The 16,662-nt window shown below is 60.1% G+C and carries 12 protein-coding genes; 5 read left to right on the top strand and 7 right to left on the bottom strand.

Annotated elements, in window-relative coordinates; all coding sequences use genetic code 11:
- The first annotated feature begins 480 nt into the window (after positions 1-480).
- Both istA and istB read left to right on the top strand, forming a co-directional pair.
- On the top strand, positions 481-1,620 hold the full coding sequence (gene istA / locus ACZ5MC_RS19590; protein WP_464516056.1) for an IS21 family transposase: 1,140 nt from the start codon (positions 481-483) through the stop codon (positions 1,618-1,620).
- 17 nt (positions 1,621-1,637) lie between these two features.
- The gene (gene istB / locus ACZ5MC_RS19585) at positions 1,638-2,402 is read left to right on the top strand and encodes an IS21-like element helper ATPase IstB (RefSeq protein WP_464517770.1); all 765 of its coding nucleotides are present in this window, start codon (positions 1,638-1,640) and stop codon (positions 2,400-2,402) included.
- Positions 2,403-3,143: 741 nt separating this feature from the next.
- On the opposite strand, the gene ACZ5MC_RS19580 is transcribed toward istB, so the two are convergent.
- Positions 3,144-4,676: a transposase gene (locus tag ACZ5MC_RS19580; protein WP_464516572.1), complete on the bottom strand. Its 1,533-nt coding sequence runs from the start codon at positions 4,674-4,676 to the stop codon at positions 3,144-3,146.
- A gap of 318 nt (positions 4,677-4,994) precedes the next feature.
- Between ACZ5MC_RS19580 and ACZ5MC_RS19575 the strand changes: the two genes are divergently transcribed.
- Together ACZ5MC_RS19575 and ACZ5MC_RS19570 are read left to right on the top strand one after the other, a co-directional pair.
- Positions 4,995-5,837 (top strand): tyrosine-type recombinase/integrase, encoded by an 843-nt coding sequence (locus ACZ5MC_RS19575; protein ID WP_464516571.1) that lies wholly within the window; start codon positions 4,995-4,997, stop codon positions 5,835-5,837.
- A gap of 3 nt (positions 5,838-5,840) precedes the next feature.
- Positions 5,841-6,965 carry an IS91 family transposase gene (locus ACZ5MC_RS19570; protein ID WP_464516570.1) on the top strand — a complete coding sequence of 375 codons (1,125 nt, stop codon included), beginning with the start codon at positions 5,841-5,843 and terminating at the stop codon, positions 6,963-6,965.
- Positions 6,966-7,852: 887 nt separating this feature from the next.
- On the opposite strand, the gene ACZ5MC_RS19565 is transcribed toward ACZ5MC_RS19570, so the two are convergent.
- The 6 genes from ACZ5MC_RS19565 to ACZ5MC_RS19540 all read right to left on the bottom strand — a co-directional run bounded on the left by ACZ5MC_RS19565 (position 7,853) and on the right by ACZ5MC_RS19540 (position 15,863).
- Positions 7,853-9,445, bottom strand: a complete 1,593-nt coding sequence (locus ACZ5MC_RS19565; RefSeq protein ID WP_464516569.1) for a deaminase — start codon at positions 9,443-9,445, stop codon at positions 7,853-7,855.
- Between the two features lie 1,431 nt (positions 9,446-10,876).
- A complete protein-coding gene (locus ACZ5MC_RS19560; RefSeq protein WP_464516568.1) occupies positions 10,877-11,398 on the bottom strand; it encodes a hypothetical protein in 522 nt (173 codons plus the stop codon).
- Between the two features lie 12 nt (positions 11,399-11,410).
- On the bottom strand, positions 11,411-12,529 hold the full coding sequence (locus tag ACZ5MC_RS19555) for a helix-turn-helix domain-containing protein (RefSeq protein ID WP_464516567.1): 1,119 nt from the start codon (positions 12,527-12,529) through the stop codon (positions 11,411-11,413).
- A 270-nt stretch (positions 12,530-12,799) separates the two neighbouring features.
- Positions 12,800-13,798, bottom strand: coding sequence for a hypothetical protein (locus tag ACZ5MC_RS19550; protein ID WP_464516566.1), 999 nt, complete (start codon positions 13,796-13,798; stop codon positions 12,800-12,802).
- Positions 13,799-13,841: 43 nt separating this feature from the next.
- The gene (locus ACZ5MC_RS19545; RefSeq protein ID WP_464516565.1) at positions 13,842-14,618 is read right to left on the bottom strand and encodes a LolA-like protein; all 777 of its coding nucleotides are present in this window, start codon (positions 14,616-14,618) and stop codon (positions 13,842-13,844) included.
- A gap of 111 nt (positions 14,619-14,729) precedes the next feature.
- On the bottom strand, positions 14,730-15,863 hold the full coding sequence (locus ACZ5MC_RS19540) for a TraB/GumN family protein (protein WP_464516564.1): 1,134 nt from the start codon (positions 15,861-15,863) through the stop codon (positions 14,730-14,732).
- On the opposite strand from ACZ5MC_RS19540, the gene ACZ5MC_RS19535 reads away from it, so the two are divergent.
- Positions 15,852-16,652, top strand: coding sequence for a helix-turn-helix domain-containing protein (locus tag ACZ5MC_RS19535; RefSeq protein WP_306602173.1), 801 nt, complete (start codon positions 15,852-15,854; stop codon positions 16,650-16,652). The genes ACZ5MC_RS19540 and ACZ5MC_RS19535 overlap by 12 nt on opposite strands.
- Positions 16,653-16,662: the final 10 nt, after the last annotated feature.

Below are 16,662 nucleotides of genomic sequence, written 5' to 3'. Positions count from 1 at the left end.
ATAACCCGGGAGCAACTCTACGAGGAGGTTTGGGCCGAGCCGCAGGTCTGCCGGCCCATGCGCGTGCCTTGCCCTCCAAGGGGATACTGGGCCAAAATCCGCGCAGGGATGAAACCGAAGAAACCGAAACTTCCTGAAGCCCAGGCGGGCGATGAGATCAGTTGGGAACAGGGCGGAGGTGGAATCAAGCTTCCACCTCCGCCGCCAGCGGTTCGAGTGAAACGCCGAACTTCGGGCCAACCACCTGTCATTTCACCTGAAGGGCAGCACCAGCATCTAGCTGGGATCGAAGAGTGTCAAGCGATGTCGGGCGACATCGGAAACTGAGCACTTGGCGTCATAAGTTCTGACCCCCCTGAACGCCAAGGAGAGGTCATGGAGCAAATCTATAACAACCTGGGAGAGGTCTGCCCAGGAGTTCGGATGTTGGATGAATCGCAAGTAGCGCTCCTCTTCAGCTTGCATAAACGAGGCTGGAGCGTGAAAGCGATTTCCAAGGAGTGGGGCTGGTCCCGAAACACGATCCGGGGCTGGCTCGACCGCGGCCTTCCTACAAACCGGCCTGTGATGGGGCGGCCCCGGAAGCTGGCCCAGGAGGAGAACTACCTCCGCAGCGAATTCACCTGCGGGGTCCGCAACGCCGATGTCCTGCGGCAGCAACTGGCCGCAAAAGGCGTGGAGGTCGGGCTGCGCACGGTGGAGAGGGCCGTCGAGACCTGGCGGCAGGAGCATCGCGCGGCCGAAGCCGCCACCCTCCGATTCGAGACGGATCCCGGCGAGCAGCTCCAGATCGACTTCGGGGAGAAGTGGATCGTGGTGGGTGAGGCGCGGGTGAAGGCGTTCGTGTTCGTGGCGACCCTCGGTTATTCCCGCCGGACCTTCGCCCGGATTTACCCGGCGATGCGCCAGCAGCACTGGCTGGAGGGCTTGGAGGCTGCCATGCAGCACTTCGGCGGGGCCACGAAGGAGTGTCTCGTCGACAATGCCAAGGCCCTGGTCATCCACTGGAAGGACGACGAGCCGCACTACCACCCCGAGTTCAAGGCGTTCTGCGCCCACTGGGGCATGCGGCCCCGGGCCTGCCGGCCCTACCGGCCTCGAACCAAAGGCAAGGTGGAGAGCGGCGTCAAATATGTCAAAGGCAATGCCCTGGGGCGCCTCGCCTACACGAGCTGGGATGCCGTACACGCCCACCTGGACTGGTGGATGGCCGAGATTGCCGATGTGCGGATCCACGGCACTACGCAGGAGCGACCCATCGACCGTTTCGAGCGAGAGGCCGCGGAGCTACTCCCGCTGGGGAACCATGCCAGCTACCTGAAGGTCCGGCGCCTGATCCGAAAGGTCACCAGCGATTGCCGGGTGGAGCTGGACACGAACCGCTACAGCATCCCCTACGAGCTGGTCGGGCAGTCCGTGAACCTGGAAGTGGTCTGCGGCGAAATGACTGTTCTCTGGCGGGGCAAGCTGGTCGCGGAGCATGACATTCTGCCGGGCCGGTTCGGGACCATCCAAGTGCCCAGTCACCTCGAGGGCCTGGTGCGCAAAACCCACAACATGCCGGGGCCGAACGAGCTGGAGCGGTCACTCCAGGACTACACCCTGGCGGTGGGGGAATGACCATGATGGACCCCCAGATGGAACGGGTGAACCGGCACCTGACCCGGCTCAAGCTCACGTCGACCCGGGAAAGACTGGCCTCGATTCTCGAGCGCGCTGCCAAAGCCGACGGCACTTTGATGGATTTCCTGGACACCGTCCTGACTGATGAGGTGGCCTCCAAGGATGAAAAGCGGAACCGCATGGCGACGATGATTGCCCACTTCCCGCTGAAGCGCACCCTGGATGACTTCGACTTCACCCAGCAGCCTTCCATCGACCGGAAGCTCCTGCGGGAGCTGGAGACCGGCCGGTTCATCGCCAACGGCGAGAACGTACTCCTGCTCGGCCCCCCAGGCGTCGGCAAAACACATCTGGCCATTGGTCTGGGGCGGAAGGTGATCGAGCAGGGCGCCACCTGCCTGTTCGTGCCCGCCATGGGCCTCGTCGCGCAGCTGACGCGGGCCGAGATGGAAGGCCGCTTGGAGGAGCGCCTGGCCCACCTGGCGAAGCCTGCCGTACTCGTCATCGATGAGGTCGGGTTCCTGCCCTTTGAGCGTCAGGCGGCGAATCTGCTGTTCCAGTTGGTGAACCGCCGCTACGAGAAGGGCAGCATCATCCTCACCAGCAACCAGCCGGTGGGGAACTGGGGTCAGGTGTTCGGTGACAACGTCCTGGCAACGGCCATCCTGGACCGGTTGCTCCACCACAGCCACGTCATTTCCATCAAGGGCGAGAGCTATCGGCTGCGTGAAAAGCGCCTGTCCGGCTTGCTCCGCAAGGGGGAGGGGCTGGGTTCCTGAATCCCGCCGCCGACCCAGAAAGGAAACCAGGTGCGCCTGCATCGATGGCCCCAAGGCCGCGACCCACCCCCCGGGGCGGGTGCGGCGGCATGGAAAGGCTGATGGATTGCCTGATGGATTTCGCTGCGCGAAACGGGCCTCTGGCCCGCCCTCCGGGTCAACAGGCAACGCCCCTGCGGGGCGCCCTCCGGGTCAACAACCTATCCACCCCACCGGGCTGCGCCTGGAAAACGCTCTGGCGTTTCCCACACCCGCCCCTGCGCAGGACGAGCATCAGTAGCTTAATTGGTTCATTGAATTTGGGACGGCGGGCGCTGCGCTGGCCGCTTCCATTCCGGCACTTGCCGGGCATTAACACTCAAAGGGGGGGTGCTCAGAACTTATGACGCCTGGCTGCTCAATACTTAAGTCGGTTGACAAGCGACACCAGATTTCACCCCCCGTATTGACTCATCACGGGGCCTTACCGGGCCATTGGCTGTTATTTCAGTCGTTTGGTGGGCGGCAGAACCTCGCCCTTGGTTCCGTGAAACCATGGAACGGCCCCGACTCACCCTTGTTTGCCTGGAATGGATAGGGCAACGCAGGGATGCGACCTGAGCGGCTCCAGGTGCGCCGAACGGCAGGAGCCGGCATTTGCCGGCTCCCATTGCTCACCGGGGGCGCGCATGCGATAAATCCCGGGGTGAGGCCGCAGGCCGAGGGGCAGAGCCCCTTCAGGGTGGGGTCTCAGCCTTGGGTTCAACTACAACCTTCACCAGCAGAACTGGCATTGCCAAAGACCAGGCGCTTGGCATAAGTGCTGCGCCATTCCTTGACTCGCCGCTGGAGGGTCCGGAGCTGTCTCTTGGAAAAGGCCGCTGGATGTTCCTCTTCAAGCCGTCTGAGGATGGCAGCTGCGGTGCATGCCGGATCGAGATCGAGCCATGCTTCCACCTGGGGCCAAACCATCTCAACGACCTCCGATGGACGTCCACCCACCGGCCCCCATTCGTCGCGGGGCTTTCGTCGTTTCCGGACTCTCTTAACCGGATTGAGTCCATCTGCTTTCCAGAGGTCGCTCAGGCCGTTTAGGAATGCTTGGATGTCAGGAAAGCCCGGCCCGCAGGCTTCACTCGACCCCTTGTCAACCAATTGTCCCAAGTGCTTCTGCATGGACCGGATCTCGTGCAGTAGCTTGAGTGGATCCAGTTTCAGAAGCTTGTCTTGCAGATTTGCCTTTGACTCCGACGAGAAGTTTTCAATGGCCAGCAGCCGTTCGCACGGTGTTTTCGGTGGGTGATACCGCTTGACTACTTTCCCGCCATCCCGATGCTTGGTGGCTAGCTTGAAGGACGGTTGGAAATAGTTCACGTACTGCCGGAGGGCATCGTAAAGCTGGTTGGCAACCGCTGTGGCCACTGGCCCCTGGAGGCGTTCGTAACCGAGTAACCGGCGAACGAGGGCACCGTTTTTCTGTTCTACCCAGGCCTGGTCATTCTTGTGCCTGGGCCTCGCCCGGGTGAACTCCAGACCTCTGCCCCGGCAGTAGTCGAGCACAGGCTGGTTCAGGAACTCGCTGCCATTGTCGACATCGATCCCCAATAAGGGAAATGGTAACAACCCCGTCAGTCGGTCGATGGCTTGGATAACCAGCAGGCCAGAGCGAAAGGACAACGCCATGCATTCAGTCCAACCCGTGGCGATATCGGTGAACACGATGGTGTGGACGAAGTCGCCATCGACCTTTTCGCCCCCATGGGTCACCAGATCGACTTCCATGAAGCCAGGCTTGGGATCGTTCCAGTCCGCGAAGGTCCGCACCGGGACCTGCGCCCTGACCTGGGAGGTTGCGTTCGGCCGCGTTCCTCTCTTCTTCTTGATGGCTTCCCGGGCCGGTTTTAGCAAGCGATCGATGGTTGCCGGGCTCGCGGCGATCAACCTTGCCCGAACTAACGGATCCAGCGCCAGATGTCCGTGGCGCTCTAGGGCGTCTAGCAACAGGGGAACCATCGCTTTGAGCCTTTTGCTGCAAACGCGATCGGAGGCTTCCCATAGGACGAGCAGGCTCGCACGAACCGCTCCGTCGTACACCAGGGCCCTGGTCCTAGGCCCGGGAATGCTATCCGCAGTGCTTCGAGCCATCATTTGGATGGCATGCTTGCGGTGATATCCGGTCAGCGCCACCAATTCGTTTAGAATCAATGACTTTTCTAACCTGGTTACCTTCCAATAACGCTCTCGAAGGACGTCGATCAGTTCCCTTCGAGCGCCGTTGCTCAGCGATGAGTGCATGCACCTTCTCCCCCGGTAAGAAGCCGGATGAGGCAACCGCGCTCTGAGGTTTCATCGCGGGTAATCCTATCCCTGAGTCAACGGGCTCGCCTCGGTAAGATGTTTGACGAGGCAATGCGGGGGGTCAGAATTCGTGTCGCTAGGGGGTCAGTTTCGGATGTCGCCCGATAAAGAGCATTGAACCTAGCCGCTCCGCGGCAGGGGTGACCAGCGCCCGTCCAGCCCGGTCGGCCAGAAGCACTTGCGGAACCTGCTGAAAGCAGGCTCCTTGGTTATGGCGGTGTGACAGCACCGTCCCCATAACCAAGGAGGAACTGCATGCGTGCAGATAGTCTATCTCTGTCCCGATTTTCCGGCGATCTCCGAATGGCGGGTCGGGCGGAAAGAACCGTCGAGAACTACGTCGGGTCCGTCCGGCGCTTCGAGGACTTCCTCGGCCACGAATTGGCTGATGCCAGCCAGGAGACTGTCCGCCGCTGGGTGGATCACCTCCGGAGCCAGGCGGTCGGAGCTTCCCGGCTTGGGCAGCACTACGCGGCCCTGAAGTTCCTCTATGCCCGGACGCTGGGCCAGGCCGACAAGGTGGCCTGGATCTCCAGCCCGAAGCCCAAGGCGCACCTGCCGTCGATCCTGGGCCGACCGGAGATCCAGCGGCTCCTGGACGGGTTCACGACCGCCAAATACCGTATGTTCTTCACCCTGATCTATGCCACCGGCCTGCGGATCAATGAGGCCAGGCTCCTGGAGACCCGGGACATCGATGCCATGCAGAGGGTGATCCACGTCCGCCATGGCAAGGGTGGCAAGGAGCGGATGGTGCCCATGGACGGCAAGCTCTACGGGCTGCTGCGGGCCTACTACAAGCATGAGCAGCCGCCGAGGCCTTGGCTGTTCGCCTCCAAGTCGGGAAACCCCATCTGTCCGGAGACGGCGCGCCGGGCCCTGCTGTGCGCGGCGGCCGCCTCCGGCATCGGCAAGATCGTGGGCCCGCACATGCTCCGCCATGCCTTCGCCACCCACCTGCTGGAGGGCGGCACCGACCTGAGAACGATCCAGGTGGTCCTCGGCCACGGCAGCATCCGGTCCACCCAGATCTATACCCAGGTCTCCCCCAGCCAGATCGCCGCCATCCGCAGCCCCCTGGAGGACCTGCCGGATTGATCGGTGGGCCCCCGGCCCCGCTTCGATATCGGCGAGATCGTCCGCAAGCACCGCCCCGCCCTGGAAGCGAGGCATCGCCTCACTTCGGGGCAGAAGAAGGTGCTGACCGCAATCGGCCGCTGCCGCACCGCCGCCCTCGGCGGCCACAAGCTGGTCTGCGAACACGGCGACTACGAGCGGATCGCCTACAACTCCTGCCGGGATCGGCACTGCCCCAAGTGTCAGGCCCTGGCCCAGGAGAAGTGGATCGCCGCGCGCAGCAAGCGGATCCTCGCCATCGGCCACTTCCACGTGGTGTTCACCCTGCCGGCGGAATTGCGGGCCCTGGCCCGGATCCACCCGGCCGTGGTCTACCAGGCCATGCTGCGCGCCGTGGCCGACACCCTCCTGGATCTGGGCCGGACCCGCAAGGGCCTCACCTTCGGCCTGACCCTGATCCTGCACACCTGGACCCGGGAGTTGACCTTCCACCCCCACGTCCACGTCCTGGTCAGCGCCGGCGGTCTCGCCCTGGACGGCGGCGGGTTCATCCAGCTCAAGCATCGCTACCTGTTTCCGGGGGCCATGCTGGGTGACGTGTTCCGCGGCAAGTTGTTGGCCGCGTTGGGGTCCCACCGGGATGGCGGCGGCTTCCCGGAATGGGAGGGGGCCGCTTATGCCCGGCTGGTGGCGTCGGTGGGGGACAAGGACTGGGTCGCCCACGTCAAGAAGCCGTTCCGCAAGTCCAGCCACGTGCTCCAGTATCTCGGGCGCTACACCCACCGGGTGGGCATCGCCAACTCCCGCCTGGTTGAGGTCACCGATGACCAGGTGACCTTCCGCACCAAGTTCGGGCGCACGCTGACCCTGGAGCCGGTGGATTTCCTCGCCCGCCTCGTCCAGCACGTGCTTCCGCCAGGCTTCCGCAAGATCCGCCACGCAGGCCTCTATGCCTCCGCCCAGCCGGGAGGCCTACTGGAGCAGGCACGGCAGGCCCTGGGCGATGCCAAGGTCACGCCAACGGCCTCACCGGTTTCGTGGCTGGAGCAGGAGATGAAGGTCTGCCCAGTCTGCGGGGGCATGCTCCACCGGACCCTCCTGAAACCGACCACCTCCCGGGCGCCACCTGACGCCGAGCCCCCATGCTGACCTTCCCCACAACGCCCATGCAGTTCCTCGCCCGCTCCCGCCACCAAGCCGGGTCGGGAGAGGTCTGTGCCCGAGCCGGGAAGAAACGGCTCCCGCCCATGGTGAGCAGAAGATCAGGTGCCCTGGGGTTGCAACCCCAGCCATCCAGAACGACCTCCAGCGTCCGATTCCACCCGATTTGCCCATAGCAGCCCGGTCGCGCCGGCCCCTGCCGCTCCGGGCAAGTTCAAGTCCGTAAATCGGGTTGCGCACGATCGCGCCGACCCACGCCGGCGCTCTGGTTCCGCGAACCCGATTTACTAACTATTTCCGCCATGGCGATGAGACGCATTACGGCTATACCAGACCGAGCAAGCGGGCCATGGCAGATATCTTCGTCTCGAAAGAACTTCTGCACCAAGCACTCGATGTGACGAATCGGTTTTATCTGTACCTTCATTCTCTTGGATATGAGGTGGGCTTAGGTTCCAGTTGTATTCGGCCTGACCTGCAGTACTGCGAGGGGAAGGATGAGCAGGGATACTACATGGGCAACTGGCACCCTTCGCGTCCCACGGTGGTGTGTGGTAACTGGGGAGTCCTCAACGCAGACTTTGGTCAAGCCGCTCACAAATGACGGCGCCACTGCGTTCGCGGGGCTGCGGCGGCCATCGTCTGGATAGACCGTATCAATTTTTAGGCGACATCTTGAAATGGTCCATTGTTGAAGGTTTTCGGCACTCTGGTAGCCTATACTGTATAAGTCGTGTCATTATATTTGTAATTAAATAATGCTTCGATATAATCTCTTTTGATTTTTCGTTTGGCCGATTCTTGCTTTTTGATTTTAACTAACAGATGGATTGGCATTGAAGGTGTCTTGATTCTTCTGTTTGTTATCTGTGATTTCATTTTTTCCCCCTGGGCTTAGTCGGTGAATACGGGTGTGAGTCGTTTTTCGGGTCATTGCCTATAGATTCTATGGAGACCATCCTCAAAATATTTTGGGCTCTTGTTTCGCCGATAAGGATTGGATCCTCCGCGGCCGATTTAAATATAGGTTGAGATATTTCAGATTTCCATTCTAATTTTTTTCCACTCTTGTCTTTGCGCTTGTGACGCTTGAAAAAATCGAAAAATCTGAGTGGGCTAACACCATGAAATGGCTTAAACCAAACTTTCCCATTTGATTTTTCGAATGAAATCAGATCGTCATATAGCTGATTGGATAAGCTTTTGGGGTATGGTTCGATAAAAACTACCTTTGAGATGCCAGCAGAAATAATATGCTTCGCGCATAAGTGGCAGGGGAATGTTGTACATATAAGAATGGCATCATCAGTGCTTACTCCTCGGCGGGCAGCATCAGTAATTGCGTTCATTTCGGCATGAACAATTCTGCCAAACTCTATGAGGCTGAAAAGCCGTATGGATTTGACTTCATCTCTTGAAGAAAGTTGTGAAATAATATTTGAGATTGGTATCTTGCTTTTTAAAATATCGAGTTCTTTTAATTCTTCAATTAATTCTCTGATTGCTTCGTCTTTAATGGTTTGGTTTGGGTCTTCCATTTTAATCATGTCTCGGCAATCTGGGGGATCGATTTCCTCGTCATTCCAGAATGCGCCCCCCTTAGGCTTTGGCACCTCGTTAAACCCGCTGGCAAGAATGGACCCTTTACTGGACAAAATTACTGCTCCAACCTGTCTGGATAAATCTGCGGACTTTAATGCAGCCGCATGGGCAAGATACATTCCGTATTCTTCAATGGTTGGCGTTATATCCGGGTTGGTAAACCAAAGTTCAATTATTCGTTTGCATTGCCGAGGAACGTCATCTGATAGATCGATGAAAATATCGGCAAGGGGGTATGTATCTCTAAATTTTTGTCCATATGGTTTTTCGGCATCATTTTCATCTCGATTGATTATCGTTTCTGCGATTGAATTATATTTAGTAACATCTTCTGTATCATTTCTTTTTGTGGCAATCTTTTTTGCTAATTGTTTAACTTTTTCGGGTCGTTTGATGTCGACGGATATGGAAATCAAATATCGGTCGTAAACATTCCTAAAGGCGCTTAATTCGTCTGGGTGTTTTATTGAATCAATTATGAAAACTGTGCGTTTTGCTGTTTTTCGTAATTTTGCGATTTCGTCTATAGTTAGAAGTGCTAATGCATTGGTTGATACGTGTTCTCGGAAATGGTCTCCTGCATTCATTAGTTCGATGATCCGGTCCTCTTCGTGGGGATGTGTGAGTTCAAGATTTCCCTTGCCTATGGATCTGTACCTATATATCTTGGCCAGAATTTCCATTGGCTTAACGACAACTGCATTATAGCCGCAAGTTTTCAGTGTTTTTGTTATCTCATCAATAGCAAGTTTTTTGTTAATGCCCGTAGGAGCAATGACGCCGATAATTAGGTTCGGATTGATGATCTTTGACAAGATTTCTTCTACCTCAGGCTTGAATAGCTCTCGAGTGGTGTCGCTAACCACTTAGCCTCCTAAAGACTGCGTCTTTTGCGCCAGGTGTATCTCATAAACGGTAGATGCAAAATGGTAGCACGATACTCTGATCGTGGACTTCGCCATTTAAATGTTAAGTCGGGCAATTTCTTAAGGACTTAGTCGCAATCCATTGCCGGCAGGCGCCCAATGACGGTACTGTTTTTGCCGGGTAATTATCGCCTAGTCTCTTGATGGATTCGTCTTCCGTGGTCGAAGCTTTGTTCTTCCTGAACAGAGGGTCCCGGGTGGTTCTCCGTGAGGAACCACCACTCACCACGCTCCACCGCTGCCTCCGCTTGGCAGGCCACCGATCCCCTCGCTTCGAACGTCCCGGGATTGTCCGTGCTCATCTGCACGATTCACGTCCGTCCGTGCAATGCCTTTTGGGCCCATTTTGGGCCTGGCATGAGGGAACGTTGCTTCATGTACCGGCGAAAGTGATGAGCTGTCCTTTTGGTCCCAAACCCAAGGGGGCCCCAGGGGTGGCCTATCAAAAGTTCTGCCCGGTCACTGGACGGGGCTGAAACCCTTGGTGCCGGCGGTCGGACTCGAACCGACACCCCATCGCTGAGAACAGATTTTGAGTCTCCCTTGGCTTTTTAACGTTTACCCGAAAATTGCCCGAATGCGGTTTTTCCAAATTTTAAGTAGTTCAAAATAAAAACAATAAAGGAAAGTGAAACGCCCCCGCCTCGGGGCGTTTCACTGTACGGATTTGAGTGACATCCACTCACGTGCCCATTGAAAACATTAGCCTTAGTTTCGGTCGGTAGCCTTCCTGACCACCCTGATCCATTGCGTTTCACCCCCCCGTTTGTCATCTTTTTGGCAGCCAAGAAATGGGTCAATCTGGCCAGCCTTGATCCGGCAATCACAGGTACGGGGAGGAAAGGGTTGGGCAACGCCTCGGAGGAAGACCGGCGTATCTGGGAGGAATTCTATTCGGACCAGGGCAGGCTGGAGGAGGAGAGCGGCAAGGTCTTCCATCGTCTCTGGGTTCCGGGGGCGGTAGGGGCGCACCAACCGTTCTGACGCCCCGGTTGGCAAGACGACTGTGGAAGCCGTCGGCCGGGTTCGGCGTGGACGGAAATTCTTCCGCCGCGCAGTGTTGGCAAGTTACGGGGGCAGATGCTGCCTTTCGGACCTCGGGGAACCCTTGCTTCTCCTGGCCAGTCACGCGATGTCCAGAACCGGCTCCTCGGCCTGGAAGGGGCTGCGATTCGGCTTGCTGGGCGGTTCCTGCCGGACCGTGAATTCCTCGCCTGGCGCCTCCGGACCGTCTTTCAAGCCGGCTGAAGTCCGCAACGCCATCGTGTTCTTGTTCAGAATTTCGTAGTGTTCGATAAACGTGAACGCCAATAAATTCAGAACGGCGGCGCCACCTCGGCCGCCACTGGGTCGTCCCTGGGATAACCACCGTTAAGGGATCACGCCGAGCCGGACCTTCATCCGGATCGCATCGAGCCACTTCGCTTTGAAGTGATCTCGGAACTGTTCGGCCTGGTGCCGGCTGATCCCGGACTCAAGGGCCAGGCTGGCGAGGCATGTCAGGTGGTCAAGCCACTGCAATTTGCCCGTGACCACGATCGCCGCCTTGTCCGCGGTGGAAAGAAGTAGCAGCCCATCAGGAACCCGGCCTGCCGCGAACAGCCAGGCGAGAAGGTCTCGTTCCCCAAGGTCCAGGCCTTCCGATTCCTGATGCTGGATCCCTAAGGCCGCTCGCATGAGTGGGGTCACATCGTGTACCACGGACAGGCCGGACCGCAGCTCGCCTTCATCCACAACCACGTAGCCGGGCTCCTCAGGATCCCCGGCGAGGGCTTCCGAAACCACCGAGGAGACGGTTTCCACTGAGTACCTGCCACAGATGGCTTTCCAGCACTTGGCGCGGAAAGCCTCGATGATCACGTTCGTATCGACGAAAACCCTCTGCCTGGCCATGGCTCCTGCTGATCAGAATTCGAAGGGAACGGCCAGGCCGTGCTCCGGGAACAGCTCCGCCAGCTGGGTTAGGTTCATTTCCAAGGCCTTGGCGGCCTTTCGAGCCGAAAGCCGCCCGCCATCGATGGCCTTGTGGAGCATGACGACAAACCCCAGGGAATAGCGGTTGGGTAGGGTGGCGGGAAGGCGTGTTGGGCGTTCGTTGGACAGGGCCGCGCGGGTGCTCTCACTGATCCACTTCAGATTGAACAGCCGCCAGCCGAGGGCCAGGGTGGTCACCCGCAATCGGGCGGCGACGTCCGCGATGTGGGCTGTCTCCTCGCGGCGGTCAGGATCAATGAGCGTGTTGAGGGATTCCATGGGCATCAGCAGGGCCGCAGCGAAGTTATCGGCCAGTTGCTCGATGCGCTTCCCCTTGTTCCGGTCCTCCTGGGAATTGGTCTCCCGGTGTTCTGGCTGCATGAGGTCCCAGGTGAGGGCATGGAAGAGTTCGTGGGCCAGATCATAATTCCTTCGCCCCTCCGACTCGTTCCGGTTGATCAGGATGGCGCCGAAGTCATTGAGATGGCAGAAGGCCCCTGAGATGGAGGTGCCCTCGGGGATGTCGATATGAAGCACCTGGAGGGAGAGGCCCTCCTCCGCGAATTGGGCCAGACGATCGGCGGGAACCGGGCCAAGGTTGAACTGCTTGACCAGGCTCTCGGCCCGGTTCTGGGCCTCCTCATAGGTGGCTTTGATGGACAACCGTAGATTGGTCTTCAAGGAGGACGCTGGACCCACCTGTTGCTCCCTCAGCCAGCGCAGCAGTCCAATCAGCCTCCCGGCCCGGGCCTCAAAGCCATCAAGAACCTCTTCCGAGATTTCCGGGGCCACCCGCCAGGAGAACCTGGCCTCGCCGGCCACGACAAAAGGATCCAGGAAGAACTCGACGTCCCTGCCCAGATGCTCGGCCAGGCTCACCAGTTCTTCTGCCTTGAGGGACCGCTTGCCATTCTCGATGTCGGAGAGCGTCTGCCGATCATTGAAGCCCATAGCCTGCGCCAGTTCCTCCTGGCGCATTTCGCAGGCTTCCCGGGCATTCTTCACGCGGTAGCCCAGCGATCGGTTGGAGAGGACTTCGGGCGTAGCCATGCGATTCACCGGAATGGAAGATTCTTGCAAAAGACTGAATGCAAGATAGGGTGGACCTGGCATATTAGCACGACCATCTTGCGAAGGGTGAAAATCGGATCCGAAGGTGCATGGAAAGACCTGGAAATGGCGAGAAGAGATGCATGCGACCAGGGCGACTCCTGAAAAGGGCCCCCCCGGAGGAAGCTCCCACGTCCCTCAAAGGAGAGAACTGCTTCGACCCTTTGCCTCCTGGGGAAGCCACCCGAGGCCGAGTAGCCCGAACGCGGCCTACGGGGCTGCCTGAATCTCCATGACCAGGAAGGGCTCCGATGGCTTCCGGGGTTCGGTCTTCAGCCCAAGGATCTGGCTATTGGCGATGAACCGGAAGTTTCGCCCCGTCCAGGCGCCGGTGGTGGGGATGCCCGCCAGGGCCGGGTGGTTCGAGAGAAGAACGTCCAGCTCTTTCAATTCCGTTTCGGAGGGGTCGAGCCGGAAGGCCACGATGCGCGGGGGTTCCCGCCCGTTCTGCACGGCGACCAGCCTGTCCCCGCGCCTGGCAAGGCCATCGATGCCCTGGAAGGCCTCCGGCTCCAGAGACGGAGGAATCGCGACGGGGCGCGCGGCCCCGCCTTGCCGTTCGATGCGGTAGAGACCGGCTCCGCCGGCGGCGACGAGAAGCGCCTTCTGGTCCCGGGTGGCCACGATCCCATTGGGGTAGCGCAGGGTTCCCGCGGGGAGCAGGGGCTCCATGCGGGAGGAGCCCTGGGCGATGCGGTGGACGGTGCCTGCGCGGGAGTCGGTCACGTAGACCGTTCCATCCGCCATCAGGGCCAGATCGTTCAAGAGGTGGGCGCCCTCCCGTGGGGCCGGGATGCGCCGCAGGATCCGCCCGCTCCTCAGGTCCGCCGCGAAGACGGCGCTGTCACCGGGTTCCTGCTCCGTTCCACCGTTGGAGGCCATCCAGAGGAGCCCCCGCCGATGATCGACCTGGAGGCCGAGCGTTCGCCAGGGGCCTTCCGGGCCCGGCGGGATGAACCAGCGGGCGCGCCCGTTCTGAGCCACGGCCAGGATGCCGCCATGCAGGAGGCTGCTGAGGAAGGTCCGGCCCGTGCCTGGATCCACGGCGATGCCCTCCGGGTAGAGATCCGGGATCTCCAACCGGTGGACGCACCTCGGCTGAGCGGTGAGGAAGAACGCGCCAGGGTGGAAGGCCAGCAGGACGGAAAGGAACCGGGCAACGGCGAAGCGGGTGGCCCGGCGGGGCCGGGGGCGGTAGCAGGGGCTCACGGGACCTCCGATTTCGGGAACGAGGTTAACGCCCTTTCCCTCCTCAGGGTTTCCCGTCAGGGGAGGAGCCCAGGGGCATGGGCACGGATGCGAAGCAGGAGGGATCGAAGAGGGCGGGATCCAGGCGTGGATTCACGCGGATGTCGAAGTAGTCTTCGCTGAAGAACAGGCGTCCCTCGTCCAGGAAGTGGATTTTCGCCGCGATGGGGTAGCCCTGCACGTGGCGATACTCCTCGATCCGGACCTCCCGCCGCATCGCCTTGGGCGCGTCCGGGTCCTTCCGGATCACCCGCCAGAGCAGGAAGGTCTCGGCATCGATCCAGAACTGGTTGGACCGTTCGTCCCCCGCTTCCGCGCCCACGACGAAACAGGTGCGCCCCCTCCACTGCGCCCGGTGGGTCCTGGCGGGGTCGAAGCCCAGCTTCGCGAGCTGCATCAGGGACCTGGACACGGGCTGGCAATAGATGTCTCCGATGAGCACCAGGAGGTGGTTCCAGGTCTCCTGCACGGAAACCTGCGAGCCTCCCTTGAAGTGGTGGATGCGGTCTGGCGTGCAGACGAGGCCGGACTTCCCGGCGAGGGGCGCGAAATCGATGCGCAGCCTGCCTGGATGTTCCAAGGCCTCGTGCCAGACGCCCAACGTCTCGGTTCCGTCGGGAGCCAGGGAGCGCGTGTGCTGCGAGAAGGCCAGCGTGCGGTACCACCTTCCCTGCCAGTGGGCGTGCATGGCCTCCACCACCTCCCGGCCGGTCTTCAGGGCGGGAATCTGGGCCTGGGCCACGAAGGCGGATGCGAGCAGCAGGTTGAATAGGCAGCGCATGGGGTCCCCTTTCGGTCGCCACATCGGGCAAATTGAAGAATACGCAGGCCGCGGACGATCACGTGGCGATCCGGTCCGGATCCCGTGGCCGGGAGGCCTCTTCCCCGGGAATCACGGCTTTCCCGCCCCGCCGTAGACCGCGAGAGCCTCTTCCAGGTTGGCGATGCGATTGCAGCCCGTCACCTTCAGGTAGCTGTCCCGGGTCACCTTCACCAGGCCGTCGCGAATGGCCTTGAGGTTTTCAAGGTTGCGGCGCCAGCGCGAGAGGACGACCGGCGACAGGGGCTGGATTCCGCACGGGGTGAACATCCTCGGCGCCAGATGGGAAGCGAAGCCACGATCCGCCAGTTCTCGCGCGATCTGAGGCAGGTGGGCGGCGCCGTACACGAACAGGATTTTTCTAGCGCCGCCTGCCGCATCCAGGGCATTTTCGACAATGCGCCTGTTGCGTTCATGCCAGGCGCCGCTCGAAATGTCGGCGGCGCTATTCTCGTCCATATTCTGCATGAATTGCCTGTCTGCAAGCTGCTGGAATTCACCGTGGAAAAAATCGAATATCGACGGCTGGGATGATGCGCGTTGGATGGCCTTAAGCATTTCTCCCTGCGTGCATGAGATGCGATCCTCGACATCCTTCGGAACCTGCCGGCTCGCACGATCCTGCCATTCCTTGGCGATGCGCCAGTCGGTCGGGACCACGCGTACCTGCAACTCGTTCGCGATGGCGGCGATATAGGCTGCTTCGGGCGGGAAGTACCCTTCCATCAACGAGTTGAAAGCCTCCGGCTCGATCTCCAGACAGATCAGGTCCGGTTTTATGGATTCAATCTGGTGTCGAAGGTCGGGAAGGGAAAATTTCATTTCCGGCTTCATGTGCATGTCATGCACCGAACCCAGGAGAATGAATTCCGCCTGGGGTGGCTTTTTCGACGCATTCGTTTGCGAAAATGCGAGCTGAATTGAAAGAAAGGCGAGAACGATCGCGCGCGGGCAGAATCGCATCGGCGGAATCTCCATGGTGATCAACGGTTTCAACGCGAGAGGGAAGGGGCCTCGCAGGATCAACGTCGGTTTCGATTGCAGGGCTTCGTCATGTAGCTTTCCCTGAATCGGCGGCTGGGGCAAGATGGGCGGCGGGCCAGCCGTGGCAGAAACCCCCGGGGGAGGGATCCTTACGGGAGTAGAGTGCAACATGGCGGCGCTTCCCGCTTCCACGTTCTTGCTGAAATCCTCATGCCGTTCCATCCCACGCTCCAGACCCTTTCGCTCACTGCCGGTGCATGGCGCTGCTCCGGCAAACCGTCCAGCGAGCCGCAGCCTGAATCCCAATGGATTTTGATTCTTCCAAGAAAACGGTTTGCAATCCGCCGATCGGGAAAGCGCGCACTCCTGCTCCCAGGCATGGCCCTGGTTGCCGAACCTGGAGAATGCCTTTCCATGGCGAGCGTGGAAGGCGCTCCCATCGAGGCGACCCTTTTCTCGCTTGCCGACGCCAGGGTTGCTCCAGCCCTCAGGCCCGGAATCAGGCCCCTCTCCGCGGCATCCCTCATCGCGCACCATTGCTGGCAGAGCCTGGAGACACAGCCGATGGATGACCTTTCGGGCGAGCTGGTCGCCTTCGACCTGATCGCGTCCATCGGCTCCATGGATGCGCCTGCCCCGGTTTTTCCCGGCCGCTTGAGAAGGAGGATGGAAGATGCGCTGGAGCAGCTTGTCCAGGCTTCGGAACCACGCTCGCTGGCTGCTCTCGCTGAATCCGTTGGGCTGACGCCATGCTCGCTCAGCCGCGCCATCTCGGGCTATCTGGGAATGCCCTTCCGCGAGTATTCGCTGCGCCTGAAACTGGCGAAGGCCCTCGACCTGATGCGCGCAGGTCCCAGGCTGTCGATCGGGGCCATCGCGTGCCAGGCGGGTTTCTCTTCCCATGCCCATTTCACGGATGCCATGCGGGCGCGGGTCGGCTTCTCGCCGCGACAGGTGAGGCATCCCCTGACGGCCAGGAGGCACCTGGAACTGCTCCTTGAACGACCGTGAAGCGGACCGG

The sequence above is a fragment of the Mesoterricola sp. JemC181 genome, assembly GCF_055384585.1.
The sequence above is the reverse complement of the archived record's forward strand: the minus strand, read 5'-3'. Positions and strand labels throughout refer to the sequence as shown.

What these genes read in the sequence shown, in the direction of transcription:
- istB (WP_464517770.1), top strand. Translation starts at nt 1,638, where the DNA reads ATGGAACGGGTGAACCGGCACCTGACCCGGCTCAAGCTCACGTCGACC.
- ACZ5MC_RS19580 (WP_464516572.1), bottom strand. Translation starts at nt 4,676, where the DNA reads ATGCACTCATCGCTGAGCAACGGCGCTCGAAGGGAACTGATCGACGTC.
- ACZ5MC_RS19575 (WP_464516571.1), top strand. Translation starts at nt 4,995, where the DNA reads ATGCGTGCAGATAGTCTATCTCTGTCCCGATTTTCCGGCGATCTCCGA.
- ACZ5MC_RS19560 (WP_464516568.1), bottom strand. Translation starts at nt 11,398, where the DNA reads ATGGCCAGGCAGAGGGTTTTCGTCGATACGAACGTGATCATCGAGGCT.
- ACZ5MC_RS19555 (WP_464516567.1), bottom strand. Translation starts at nt 12,529, where the DNA reads ATGGCTACGCCCGAAGTCCTCTCCAACCGATCGCTGGGCTACCGCGTG.
- ACZ5MC_RS19545 (WP_464516565.1), bottom strand. Translation starts at nt 14,618, where the DNA reads ATGCGCTGCCTATTCAACCTGCTGCTCGCATCCGCCTTCGTGGCCCAG.
- ACZ5MC_RS19535 (WP_306602173.1), top strand. Translation starts at nt 15,852, where the DNA reads ATGCCGTTCCATCCCACGCTCCAGACCCTTTCGCTCACTGCCGGTGCA.
- ACZ5MC_RS19540 (WP_464516564.1), bottom strand. Translation starts at nt 15,863, where the DNA reads ATGGAACGGCATGAGGATTTCAGCAAGAACGTGGAAGCGGGAAGCGCC.